Source organism: Microbulbifer maximicatervae (SeqCode) (assembly GCF_052467695.1).
In genome coordinates this window covers 3,644,359-3,657,534 of record NZ_CP174320.1, presented here as the reverse complement: position 1 = coordinate 3,657,534, position 13,176 = coordinate 3,644,359, and the positions used below count along the sequence as shown (strand labels likewise).

Sequence of the window (13,176 nt, the reverse complement as noted above, 5' to 3'; positions counted from 1 at the left end):
CACTTAATTCAGGTGTTCACTACGGTGGCGCGATTGGGGTCATTTACCCGTGCTGCTCGGGAATTGGGGTCCACGGTGTCCGCTGTGAGCAAGGCCATCCAACAGCTAGAGCAGCGACTGGGTACTCGGCTAATTCACCGTACTACCCGATCCCAAAGCCTTACGGATGCGGGGCGGGACTACCTGGAAACCACAGAGCGCGTCCTTAATGATCTAAGGGAAGTGGAAGAGCGCCTAACCAGCTCCAAGGGGCAGCCCTCTGGACTGCTGCGGATTACCGCCCCAACGGCTCTGGGGCAGTTCTGGCTGGCACCTAGGCTCCCGAAGTTTACAACTGAGCACCCAGATATCCGTTTGGATCTGATTCTGGATGATCAGCTTCGGGATCTTACCGGTGAAGGGTTTGACCTGGCATTGCGCTCCCAACCTGCGCAGCCCCAGTCAACACTCTACTCTCATCAAATCGGCCGGCACGATCGGCTCCTGGTAGCATCTCCCGAATACCTGGCAAGGATTAAGTCTTTTTCCTCCCCGGACCAACTCAATAAATTCCAACTACTGTGTTACAAGTACAGCCGCGATCCACTTTCCTGGACTTTTCAAAAGGGGCAGGAATCGATCACGATTGCCCCCAAGCCCTACTTTTCAAGTAATAACTACTATTCCCTCTACCAAGCAGCCCTGTCTGGCGCCGGTATAGCTTGCCTTTACGATTATTTGGTAGAGCGGGATATGACGGCGGGTAACTTGGTTCAGGTTCTGCCGGATTGGCAGCAATCAAGCAGGCCACTTTTTGCGGTGTATCAGCAGAGAAGAGCCGCCTCCGCCAAGCTGGATGCCTTTTGGAGATCTCTGGAGGAATGTTTTCAGAACAACGCCTGCTGACACTCCTGTAGCATAGGTGTTTGTGTATTTAGTTGGCGCTGGGGGGGCGAACCATCTCATTGGCAAGTACTGGGACCCCGCTGTAGGTAGTTTGCAGCTCCCTGGTCACCACAAAGCCATATTTGCGATACAGGTTTTTCACCGGGTCGTTGGTCTTGGCAACCTGCAGGTGTACAGCGCCACTGATTTCCCCTAACAGGTACTCCAGCAACTCCCGCCCTACCCCCTGACCTCTAAACGAAGGATGCACAAACAGTGCACGAATCTCATTCTTATACCGCGCACCATAGCCAAGAACATCACCTTTTTCGTACACATAAATATCCGACTCCATCAGCTGGGCCAAACGTTTTTGATCTTTATCCAGCGGCAGCAGATTGAAACTCCGGTTTTCAAACCGTAGCTCATCGAGTTTTGAACGGGCATATATATCCAGCACACGTGGATAGTCATTTTCATTGTATTTTCTAATCATTTTGAGCGTGAATCTGTACAAAAGAAGGCAAGTTCAAATTTATCTTCCTGATTATCAATTGAAGTAAAGGGGACAACAAGGACTATTCGCTACTTATTCCGTGACGTACATGAAACATTCGACTACTTAAAACAACTCCGAAACCCTATGTTGGATACTCGTACAAGTGCGCTAATTAAGAATTGATGAATAATTCTTCCCGGAGCTCAAAGTATTACCACTGCTTTCTCTTTATCTTCCTTCTTCTACCACTCATTCCAGCTACTTTTTCACTTCAACAATTAAGATTATTTAAGTCGTAGAAGCGGCGATATCTTCAGGTAATCGGTCTAGCGGCTCCTGAATTCGCTCAGTTAAGCCAAAGTCCTTGAGAATGCCATAAAGGGCTGGCAGGACTAACAGAATCAAAACGGTTGAACTACTTATCCCAAATACAATACTGGTTACCAGTGGAATCAGTATCTGGGCTTGAAGACTGGTTTCGAACATCAGTGGCAGCAAGCCGGCTACTGTTGTCAGTGAGGTAAGAAAAATAGCCCTGAACCGGTCGCGACTGGCTTGACTTGCCGCCGTGTGAACGTCCATTCCCTTTCGGACGCGAAGCTTCACAAACTCTACTAACAGGATTGAATCATTCACCACAATTCCAGTGAGAGAGACAAATCCCATCATGCTGGGCATCGTCATATTCTGCCCCATAATAATATGTCCCCAGACTACACCTATTAAAGCCAGGGGAATCGCCATCATCACAATTACAGGTTCGGTATAACTACGAAATTGAAGCGACAGTAGTAAATAGATTCCTATTGCCCCGATCAACAAGGCCTTACCCATCGATAGACCTGTAATGAGACTATTTTCAATCTCTCCCTTCATGGTTACCCTTAGGCCCGGAAATTCCTGCTCCAATGGTGCAAAAAAGTTCTGTTGGGTATCCAGCAGGATTTCACTGGCATTGGCCCTCTCTGTAAAAACATCTGCAAAGACCGTAACAACACGCTCACCATTTATTCTCTGGATACGCGCATAGTCCCGGTGCATTTCAATATCGGCAATTGCCATCAAGGGTACACGCTGCCTTGTCTCAGGGTGGATAATGACAAGCTCGTCAAATCGTGACAGCGCACTGCGAGATGGCTCATCCATTCGAACACGAATTTCGTAAGTCTCTCCCTGATACTGCACTTCATCAATCTCTGTGCCCTGATAGGCAGCTCTCAATTGAGTGGCCACAACACTGGCATCAATACCAGAAGCATAAACCCCCTCCCGCATTCGGACCGTCAGCTGTGGCTTACCAGGACGCAGGTCATCCAGTACATTCACCACTCCTTCGTAACTGCGCAGCCAGTTTTGTAGACGTATAGATATTCCTTTTAGCTGATCAATATCCAGCCCGGCCAAGCGAAGGTAAATAGCTCGTCCAGCTGGACCAGGCGATGGCTCCTTATACAAAATCGCGATCGCACCAGGTATATCGCCAGCAGCCTTACTCCAGGCCTGACGTAACTCACTGATACTTGTATGGCGAACCTCTGCAGCCAGTAGGTCGACATTTATTGTGGCTACATGAGCTCCACTCTCAAAAGCATCGCCATTCACACCGTAAGTAACACTAATGTGCTCGATAAGTGGCGCTACCTCTTTCCCTGAGAGGTTTCCAGCAGCTAAATACAGGGCCTTCTTCTGATACGCCACCAGCTTTTCCATTTCTACGAGGGAGGTTCCTTGGGGCATTAGAATTCGGGCCTGTAGTAAATCTCCCTCCAATGTAGGAAACCCTTGGAATTTAACTAACCCCGCAGGAAGTAAACTCACCGTAACAAAAAATAGTCCCACTACGCCGCCGACAAAAGCATATCTGTATTCAACCGCTTTATCAGCGACACGCCCGACATACTCTCTCCACAACTCAAATCGCTGAGCAAAAGCGACTTTCCAGGCTGATGGGTTTTCCTTGTGCGAAAGGGCATGACGCAAATGGGCGGGGAGAATAAGAAAGGCTTCAATCAGGCTAACCACTAGTACAGAGATCAAAACAACTGGCAAAACTTTGAGGACCTGCCCCATGTCCCCTTTGATAAAAGCTAATCCAGAAAAAACGATCACGGTAGTAACAAATGAGGAGATAACCCCCCTTGCAACACGCTTGGTTCCGATAACCACCGCCTGAAGAGGTGTACGGCCATCTCGGTATTCGGTGGCGATACTTTCCGAAAGCACAATGGCATCATCCATCAAGATGCCAATTGCAATCAGCAGCCCCACCAAGCTGATCATATTGATGGATATACCCAAAGCAGTAATCACAGCAAAGGCGCCGAGAAATGAAACGGGCAAGCCCATCACCACCCAAAACACATATCGCCCGCTAAAAAACAAATAAAGGGTCAGCGCAACAAGAATAAGCCCTTGCCAGGCGTTGGTAATAATCATCCTTAAACGATCAGCAACAATTGAGGCGCTATCCTGAGTAAGAATCAACCGCATTTCTTCCGGTAAACGGGCATTTTCCGCCTGGACAAATTCGCGAACCGCTTCCAACACCCTCAAACTGTCATCCACGCTGTTTTTCTGAACAACAAGCAATGCGGCTCGCTGCCCATCAAAAGTGATTTTGTCCTCCTCCTTTTCAAAACTGTCGTGGATAGTGGCAATATCGCCCAAGCGCACCTCTGCGCCAGCCACCCCTTTTACAACAATAAGTGCTTCAAGCTCAGCTGCGGTGCGCCGCTTTTCGGTAAAACGAACCTGATACTCCCGATCAGGTGCAGTTACCTTACCGGCGGGCATATCAATTGCCTGCTTATCGATAATTGCGGCAAGATCGGCAACACTCAGTCCATACTGTCGCAAATTGTAATCTGAAATTTCCACTTGCAATTGATGGTCTGAAAAACCGGAAATTTTGACAATGGGCACCAGCGGATGACGAAGTAACTCTCGGCGATAGTGCTCGGCCAATTGGTTGAGCTGGATCAAAGGCAAATCTGCGCTTAGGGCAACACTCACCACCGGCTGGGTACGTCCCAGCTCTTCTATTACTGGCCTTTCGCTCTCAGCAGGAAGGGAGTCTATCGCATCTACTGCAGATTCAATGTCGGCAAGAAACTGCCCCATATCACCTGCTTCCTGCATTTTCAGTTTCATCACGCCAAGATTGTCTGCAGCTTCACAACGGCGCTCATCAATAAATGGGATGCCATCCGTTGCCTCTTCGAGGGGGAGGCAGATACTGTCTTCGACCTCAGCGGTAGCTGCACCAGGATAAAATACTGAGACTTGTACTTCGAACTTGTCGATTTCCGGCATAGTCTCTCGCTTCATCGTCGGCAATACGAAAAAGCCAGCCAGCATTAAACCCACCATAAGCAAATTGGCAGCAGTTGGGTGGATCGCAAAAAAGCGAATCACTCGCCAACTTCCTCTGCTGCCACGGCCAGGTCTGAAACTCCCTTTTTGACATCGATGACAGATACTGCCGTCCCGCTGATTGCTGGGATAACATCAGTAGTTATCACCTGATCTCCAGGCACCAAGCCAGAGCGGATAACAGCTAGATCACCCAGGTAGTAGTCCACCGTTATGGTGCGAATCTTCAATTGATTATTTTCAGCCAAGTAGACCCGCCCTTCATGCATGGCTCTGCGAGGGATAACCAAAGCTGGCGAAGGAGGTGCAACAAGCTTAATCCGGGCATACATACCACGAAATAGGGGCGGCCGACCCTCGGCTACTATATTTCGATAAGGGTTATCCACTGCAACCACTACGGATAGAGTTCTGCTTGTGGTATCCATGGTACCTCCAACTCTCACTACCCTGCCCCGCCATTCCACCGGTTTAATACCACCTACCAGCCCAACCCTGGCCTCCAATCCCAATAAGGCATCTGAGAAGTCGTCAGGCGAGAGAGTTTGATCACTGGGAGATTCAATACTCCGAAAAAGAGGCACTATTTGAGCCATCGTCAGTTCGGCTGAAACCTCCACCTGATCCATACCATAAGCGACAAAAAGCCGAGTCCCATGGGCAACAGACTGGCCAGCCTCCACATAGACATCACCGATCCGCACGTTATAGGGCAGGCTTATCCGGGTTCGCGATAACTGGTAGCGACTTTCACCAAGCAGCGCTTCAGCACGACTTATCTGGGCCTTTATCACCTGCCTACGAGTGGGAAATAGGGAGAGATTACCCTTTTGAAGTTCAACTTCTTGTCGCAACTTCAATACCCGTTGCTCCTCCGCATCAGCCGCTGAGCGAGAAACAATCCCCTTAACCGCCAACTGCTCTTTTCGCTGTAATTCCTGTTCCCCTAATTCCAGTGTCCTCTGAGCTATTTCCAACGAAAGCTGTCTATTAGCCTTTTCAACCTCCAGTTCTTGCAATTTTGCGCGATAAACAGCCAGGTCACTCTCCGCTTGAGCAACGGCCAATTGATAGCTGGTTTCGTCAATATTTAGGATTGGTGCCCCGGCAGATATTATTGCGCCAGGTTCCAAATCAGCCGACACTGAAACCACACGACCACCAACTTCAGAGTTTGCCTCAAGGGTAAGGCTCGGCATCACCTCTCCAAAAGCAACAGTTTCAGCTCGAATAGGCATTCGCTTCACTTCGATAGCTTCCACCAGCAGCTCCGGAACTTGCCCTTCGTATCTTTGTGGTTTCTGTCGACTGGCCACCAGCGACACAGCCATTAAAATTCCACCAAGTATCAAAACGGGTAGCATTCGACGACGCTTTAGTAAGGCTTTGATTGCGCTACTTGTCATAGTTTTACCCATAAAGAACTGGCCGAACCAGACCTTAAAAAGCCTAGTGCCACTAAAACCCAGCAGTTGAATACTCTATTAAAGTTCGCAGAACGCACAACACCCTATAAAGCTTAAAGTAGTTACTCAATATATTTATTTATCATGTAATCTGCGCCAACTCATATCAATCGACTATCAATATTGAATTCAATCCCACTTCGATTCACTCCCCCCTTAAATTCACTGAACTATGCTTGGGCTACCAAATTCCGACCTAACTGACAGTGGGACAAAAATGACGAACAATCACAAAGAGACATCAAAAGCGATACTGGAATTGTGGGGGGACAACTTCCCCGACAAAGCGACAGATTATTTATCACCGGATTATAAAAACCACCAAATGCCTTATGCTGGAGGCGACACTTCAGCGCTAACAGTACAAGGATGGCAGCAACTTGTCGCAGATTTTCACCAGGGATTCTCCAATACAAAGTTAGAAATTCTGCTGCAAATTTCTGAGGGAGATTACGTCTGCACCCGCTGGAGGATAACCGCCACCCATACGGGAAAATTCCTACAGTATGACGCAACAGGAAAAACCAGCAGTTGGACTGGCGTGCATACCGATAGATATAAAGATGGAAAAATGGTGGAAAGCTGGGTGGACTGGGATAAATACACTTTCCTGGAGCAATTAGGTTTAGTTGAATAGCCGACCACGAACCAGTCAAAGGTAGCCTGCACAACGCTACCTTTGACAACTAACAATATATCAATCTTTCTGTATCTATTTACGATAATATCTCTATGGCAAAAGTTTTATTGACTGGCTTTGAGCCCTTTGGTAACACACCGATAAATCCAGCTGAGTCAGTTATGCGTATGCTGGACGGAACACGAATAGCCAATGGTGATATTCATGGTCTTTTGATACCCAACAATTTCTTTGAAAGCATTGAAGTTGTCACAGATGCTATTGAAGAAATAGAACCGCAATTAGTGGTGATGTTAGGAGAGTACAGTGGCCGTGCAATCATTACGGCTGAGAGAATTGCACAAAATTATAATGACTCCACCAGATATAACCTGAAAGATAACCGGGGAGTTGAAATGCAGGGTGAGCCGACTGTACAAAATGGTCCTGTCGCTTATCACAGCACACTCCCTATCCGCGCAATGGTTATGGCAATGCGCAATATTGGTATTCCTGCCGACATTTCTGATACTGCGGGTACTTTTTGTTGCAACCATATGATGTATGGCGCGCTTCACTATATCGCGACTAATCAACTAAATATCCCCGCCGGCTGGATACACCTTCCTCAGCTACCCCAGATTGCCGCACTACCCGAAAATATCGGCAATCCCAGCATGTCAAAAGAAACTGCCGCCCTTGGGATACAGGCTGCCATTGAAGCCGCACTAGCTAACCCGCGGGACACTGACGATCCGATCCCTTCTCACTTACAAATCTAATCAAATTGAACTGTTTAGGGGTATAAAGTGAGGGGGTTCCCCTCACTGGTTCTCTAGGGCCCCACTTTTATAAGCCACTAGAGAACGTTGAAGTATCAATTTTGTACTGTCTCACTCACAGCGCCTCTTTGTTCTTCTAAATCCGCCTTAAAGGCTAGAGAAAGCTCCCTCAGCTTTGGCATAAAACTTTGCACCATCTGCTGCGAAATAGCCATTGAGTCATTCATCACCGCAGGCATTTTAACCAGCATCGACTGGCCAGTTTCAGTACGGAAGAATGCCAGCATATCTTGAACCTCTTCTTCGGAGTAATGCTTCAGATAAACATCAATCATTGGCTCCTTAATTTTCTCCCAATTCATTTCATCCTTCATTAAAGCTACAACTTTTTTCATATGCTGATCAAAAAGCTCCCGCTCTGAAGGCTTTACTCCCAACTGACCAGACATACCTACAAACATCTGATCCATTTGCGCATAAATCGTATCGACCATAGCCTCAGCATTTGAGGCTTCCAGCAGCTCTTCAACACTTTCTCGTTTACTATCTTCTGCCAGCACCCCAGATGAAAAAATGCTTAAAACAACGCCCAACAACAACTTCTTCATTAAATCGTCCTAATTTTATTCTATAAATATAAACCTTACTTTCGACGAAGAAAGTAAGGTCATATTAACCCTACTAGTAACTTTTATGCAATCAACCTGCAGATCCAGAAAAGAAGGAAATATCAACGAGATATTTCAAAGTACCAAGTAGATCAATAAATGCTCTTGCCGCACAAAAAAAGGCTATATCGACACTATAAATCAAACCCTTCTAGTACTACTAATTTATAGCAACATCATCACTATATTTGTCCCCTCCAGATAGACCCGACATCACAGCTACCGTGCCAGTCCAAAGAGTATTTCTACAGAAGAGACAATCAATGTCATTAAAGTGATGCCCCTTTTTCGCCAAGGTATCCAAAACCCACTTCAGGTTTACAGCTGCCATAAACTGTCTATTTCTTATGGTTAGAATACTGGGCGGCTGAAAGGACTGAATGCTATTTGCCTTGGCAACCATTCCGATATTATTAGCATTCTGAATTCTGCGTCTTCGACTATCACTATCATTGTGAGACATAATCGCATTAATCGAAGTATAAGTTTCATTGTTAGTATTGTGTCTATTAGTAGCGCTACTGGTATACTTCGTCAGGATGTAGTTAAAACAAGTATCATTTAAACCTAAATCTTCAACAGAATTGGCCCCCCGATCATAAAACCTCCCAAGTCCAGGATCATTCACACTGAATTTATCACGCGAGTAAAAATGCAGGTTAACATTGTGCTCTATTTTGAAACTGGATGTAGTTCTGCGATACCCGTGAGCAGTTACAATTAACCGGTTCGTTGTCATTCCACGAGGAGTCCACAACCAAGCACGACCATCAAGATCTATACACTGATAGTTCCCTGCCACCGCCACTTCAGAATCATCAAAGGTATGCCAAAGCGCTGTTGCCTTATTACCAAAATAATCCTTTAAAGCACTTTTGACATTACTGATAAACTCCTTTGCAGGCATAAACCCTCCCCAGCTTTCAAAGCCTAAGTTAACAAATAGAATTATCTCGAGAAAAATCGTATTCCACCCAACAGCCAAAGTAAATGTTTAAAATATGCGTTTTTTAATCAAAAATAGCTTTCAATAGCTACAGGAAATATGATCCGGAGTCTATTAGGCAAACTATCAGATACTCACTCTTCAGGAGCAGGAAGCAAAGAGTCGACAGTTAATATAAGTAATTTCGCGGGATCTGTTTTGGAGGGATTAATCGTACAATGCCCCTGCTGGTCAATAGCTATACCATTAACAGGCGTATCTCCCCCAAAATGAACATCTCCAGGCCTATATGTCACCTCAACACCGTCCCGAGTTGTCGTACGCCAACAGCCAGATAATGTAATAACCCATTGAGGGTTCGGAGTAGAGTGAAAATCGCTTTTCCACCAAGGAGGCAAAATTGCAAACTCACTTCGAATAACTTTAGGCAAATCACGATAGTGATATTCGGGCACAGGATTGGAGTATTGAATCAATTCAAAATCTGAAAAATGTCCTACAGTGGTTCTTGACCTTCCTCTTTTATCATACCAAAGATGATAAAAATCTTGGCGAACGATTTCTTCTTGCACTACAAGTATCTCACCTCATCAGCAAAAGCTAAAAATTGCCTCATCGATAAATCACTAATTATCCATAGGTTACCCCTAGTTTCAGACAATCCAGATCACCTACTTAGAAACTGTAACACCGAAGAATTTGTCTTCCTCAAATATTGATCTACAGACCACTTTTTGCCACCAGTTAACACAAAAGACAAGCAAATAAAAGCCCAAAAAAGAGGGTATTCCCACCCACCATAAACGGTTTGTATATTTCCACTAATATCTATACCACTGACATGACTTGCCCATGAAAAACCTGCGAGATAATGCCGCCCTTCAAATAATGCAATCATCAAATAAAGAGCAGTCCCAACAGCGGCAAACCGCGTAAACAAACCGAAAGTAAATCCAACAAATGCAGAGAACGCACAAATACCAGAGATAATCACCATAGAGGATGAGTATCCAATCCCCTCAAAATAATGAACAACAAAATTGTAAGCGTCTGCGCCCAGCAGACCAAACTTCTCAGCAAAGTGATGGGTAAAATTGAGCCCGATATAAATTCGAATCAAGGCCAACTGTAAATCAGCTGCAGTCTCATAGCTTTCGTGCGTGCTCTGCTTCATATAACACTTCCTTAACACACAACTCAACCACAGGCATACCTTCCCTTTTAAGAGATATCATATAAGGGTTTACAGTTATCTATAATAATAGGCCAAGCCCACCCTGTTGAGCCGCAAAAATTGCCTAATTCGCAACGCCGTATTTATTATTGCGGTAAGCCAGGTTTACCTAAATGACAAGAGACACCCTTCAAAGAGTGCCTCAAACCTATTCTCTAGAGGAGGCCAGCAGTTCATCGATGCACTTACACCGTAAAACCAAATTCACCAGCCTTTCTCTGAGCAAAGCCGCCCTATAAAAGCTTCAGGAAAAAGCTACTGCTCAAACACAGTGGATTTTATAGTAATTAGAGCCGTACCCATAAATATCAAAGTAATACCACTCACAGCGTATACGTCAAACTTCTGCTGCCAAATAACCACAGAAGCTGCACAAACAAGAGCAATACCGACGCCTGACCAGATGGCATAAGTCATTCCCACATTCATATTTTTTAGTACAAACGCAAGAAATAGGCTCGCCAGAGAATAAAAAAAGATAGAGGCCATTCCCAGCCACCACTTTTCCCAACCGTTGGAGGCCTTAAGTAGTAGGGTAGCTGTAACTTCGGTAATGATTGCAAAAAATAAAAACAAATAGGTCAAGTTCTACTCCATTAGAATTTATTGTAGTCAAATCACTTGATCAGCTAGATACTATCAAATTTATGACGAATAGCGCTATTGGAAAATAGCGGGGATTCTGCTATTTACTATGCGGCTGTACGAAATACAATGCTGGACTTTACAGTCAACAGTCAGCCCTCTGGCTACTCAAGATAACTCATGTCTTCCCATTGACAAATCAGCAATAAAAGAAGAGCTAGATTTCAGCCCCGACAACTACCTAGCCTATCGATACCAATAGATCTAATTGTAGTATTACAGCTGTTTCTTATACTCCTCCAGAAAAAATCGTGACTAATTTTACACTCATATTGGCCCCATACCTGCGATTACTGACTTGTTGAAAAATACTCAATGTGTGCAAATATTTATTAAACAGAGGAGTGCGGACCAAATAACATCTACCTCACGTAGCAGGCAAGTTGCATCGAGCAACAACTAAACGATATTTGGGATATAGGATTGAAATATCGTGAAACCGATACTTGGTATAATTTTTGTGGTTACACCCTATATCGCCAATGACGTACCCCTTTTTAGACCTGTGTTACTACAGGCATACAATCACGATAATTACAAATTTCTCGATTTAGCGTTTAGATCGCAAAACACTTTTCTACCAAGCTATCGACAGAGCAGTATTCTTAGCACCTACCAGCTGAAAATCGTATCTTCTATTTTTATTAGAAGGGCGGTAGATAAAATACACCCCCCTACTTCACAAGGGTATTGAAGAAACTAAGTAGTATGGTCTCAAAATGCACTGGAATTGGTTGCTCAGAAGTTGGCTGCTCAAAATATCGCAGAAAGTCCTACAGAGATTTGAGGCATTACGAAGATCAAATCCTTCCACAGATTTCATTACACATAATGATTGCTTCACAGGCAATCCATGTTCAAGCCCCTTACAGGCAATCTCGGATATCGAGGCAGACCATCAGCAACAAATGAATGCACAACAAAGCGGCGATACTTATGCGCAACATTATAGTCCGTTCCGTAACGGGAAACTCTGACGAGGCCTGGTCTGATTGGCGCTGGCAGATGCGCAATCGCATCAGCACATTAGATGGCCTGAAGCAATGGATCAATGTTTCTACTTCTGAATCTGACGCTATCCAAAAGCTCAAAGGAATCTATCGGTGGAGTATTACACCCTACTACGCCTCTTTAATGGACCCTGAGGACCCTAATTGTCCAATTAGATTGCAGGCAGTTCCCTCACTAGAGGAAACCATCGTACCCGACAGTGCAGACGTTGACCCTGTAGGTGATCAGTACTTTCGTAAAACCAACCGCGTCGTACATAAGTACCCAGATCGCGTCATCTTTCTGGTAACGTCTGTTTGCCCTGTTTATTGCCGTCATTGCACAAGGAAATTTCACACCACAACGGTGGGCCCGGAAAGTTATTTTGAACAAGGCGAAGCAACCAGCTGGGATGAGGATATTGCTTACATAGAATCACATCCACAGATTCGCGATGTATTACTCACCGGTGGCGACCCACTGATGTATTCCAACGACCGCTTGGCCAGACTATTGGAGAAGCTGAGGGCAATAAATCATGTGGAAATTATTCGTATTGGCTCACGCTTTCCCGTACTGGCCCCCCAACGTATCACCGACGAATTGTGCGAAATGCTCGCATCATTTCATCCGGTGTGGCTGAACACACACTTTAATCACCCCAAAGAAGTCACAGAAGAAGCCGCCGCTGCATGCGACCGCTTGCTGAGAGCAGGCATTCCGGTAGGAAATCAAACAGTGCTTTTAAAAGGCGTGAACAATTCACCGGATGTTATGCGCCAATTGATGCTCGCTCTGGTAAAAATACGAGTCAGGCCCTATTACCTCTATCACTGTGATAATGTGGTCGGTGTCTCTCACTTTATGACAAGCCTGAAGGAAGGACAGGCGATTTATGAATCATTGCAGGGGCACATCACGGGTTTTGCGGTCCCTCAATATGTACTTACTACCGAGCTGGGCAAAAACCCGGTCATGCCCTACGAATATGTAAAACAAGGTGATATCGAAGGCGAATGGCACATTCGAAATTTCAGAGGGCACACGGGTATTTATCTGGAGTAACAAAGTGCTAACTACCAGAGAGGGTC

Annotated in this window: 12 protein-coding genes; 4 read left to right on the top strand and 8 right to left on the bottom strand. The window is 45.4% G+C overall.

Going from position 1 to position 13,176, the window contains the following annotated elements:
- The first annotated feature begins 12 nt into the window (after positions 1 to 12).
- Positions 13 to 885, top strand: a complete 873-nt coding sequence (locus tag ACJJI8_RS16125) for a LysR family transcriptional regulator (RefSeq protein WP_444935173.1) — start codon at positions 13 to 15, stop codon at positions 883 to 885.
- 28 nt (positions 886 to 913) lie between these two features.
- Here the strand turns inward: ACJJI8_RS16125 and ACJJI8_RS16120 are convergent, their stop codons facing one another.
- From ACJJI8_RS16120 to ACJJI8_RS16110, 3 genes are all read right to left on the bottom strand, one after another.
- Positions 914 to 1,360: a GNAT family N-acetyltransferase gene (locus ACJJI8_RS16120; protein WP_444932992.1), complete on the bottom strand. Its 447-nt coding sequence runs from the start codon at positions 1,358 to 1,360 to the stop codon at positions 914 to 916.
- Positions 1,361 to 1,651: 291 nt separating this feature from the next.
- The gene (locus ACJJI8_RS16115; RefSeq protein WP_444932991.1) at positions 1,652 to 4,777 is read right to left on the bottom strand and encodes an efflux RND transporter permease subunit; all 3,126 of its coding nucleotides are present in this window, start codon (positions 4,775 to 4,777) and stop codon (positions 1,652 to 1,654) included.
- Entirely contained in the window at positions 4,774 to 6,141 is a 1,368-nt protein-coding gene (locus ACJJI8_RS16110; RefSeq protein ID WP_444932990.1) for an efflux RND transporter periplasmic adaptor subunit, read from the bottom strand. Before ACJJI8_RS16110 ends, ACJJI8_RS16115 begins: the two co-directional genes overlap by 4 nt.
- A gap of 277 nt (positions 6,142 to 6,418) precedes the next feature.
- On the opposite strand from ACJJI8_RS16110, the gene ACJJI8_RS16105 reads away from it, so the two are divergent.
- Entirely contained in the window at positions 6,419 to 6,838 is a 420-nt protein-coding gene (locus ACJJI8_RS16105; protein WP_444932989.1) for an ester cyclase, read from the top strand.
- A gap of 95 nt (positions 6,839 to 6,933) precedes the next feature.
- Positions 6,934 to 7,602, top strand: coding sequence for a pyroglutamyl-peptidase I (gene pcp, locus ACJJI8_RS16100; protein WP_444913559.1), 669 nt, complete (start codon positions 6,934 to 6,936; stop codon positions 7,600 to 7,602).
- 95 nt (positions 7,603 to 7,697) lie between these two features.
- On the opposite strand, the gene ACJJI8_RS16095 is transcribed toward pcp, so the two are convergent.
- The 5 genes from ACJJI8_RS16095 to ACJJI8_RS16075 all read right to left on the bottom strand — a co-directional run bounded on the left by ACJJI8_RS16095 (position 7,698) and on the right by ACJJI8_RS16075 (position 11,035).
- Positions 7,698 to 8,210, bottom strand: a complete 513-nt coding sequence (locus ACJJI8_RS16095; protein WP_444932988.1) for a DUF2059 domain-containing protein — start codon at positions 8,208 to 8,210, stop codon at positions 7,698 to 7,700.
- Positions 8,211 to 8,430: 220 nt separating this feature from the next.
- Positions 8,431 to 9,177: a putative adhesin gene (locus tag ACJJI8_RS16090; RefSeq protein WP_444932987.1), complete on the bottom strand. Its 747-nt coding sequence runs from the start codon at positions 9,175 to 9,177 to the stop codon at positions 8,431 to 8,433.
- A gap of 173 nt (positions 9,178 to 9,350) precedes the next feature.
- A complete protein-coding gene (locus ACJJI8_RS16085; RefSeq protein WP_444913556.1) occupies positions 9,351 to 9,788 on the bottom strand; it encodes a cupin domain-containing protein in 438 nt (145 codons plus the stop codon).
- A gap of 95 nt (positions 9,789 to 9,883) precedes the next feature.
- Entirely contained in the window at positions 9,884 to 10,390 is a 507-nt protein-coding gene (locus ACJJI8_RS16080; protein ID WP_444932986.1) for a DoxX family protein, read from the bottom strand.
- A 315-nt stretch (positions 10,391 to 10,705) separates the two neighbouring features.
- Positions 10,706 to 11,035, bottom strand: a complete 330-nt coding sequence (locus ACJJI8_RS16075) for a DMT family transporter (RefSeq protein WP_444913555.1) — start codon at positions 11,033 to 11,035, stop codon at positions 10,706 to 10,708.
- A gap of 996 nt (positions 11,036 to 12,031) precedes the next feature.
- Between ACJJI8_RS16075 and ACJJI8_RS16070 the strand changes: the two genes are divergently transcribed.
- The gene (locus ACJJI8_RS16070) at positions 12,032 to 13,150 is read left to right on the top strand and encodes a KamA family radical SAM protein (RefSeq protein ID WP_444932985.1); all 1,119 of its coding nucleotides are present in this window, start codon (positions 12,032 to 12,034) and stop codon (positions 13,148 to 13,150) included.
- The last annotated feature ends 26 nt before the right edge of the window (positions 13,151 to 13,176 follow it).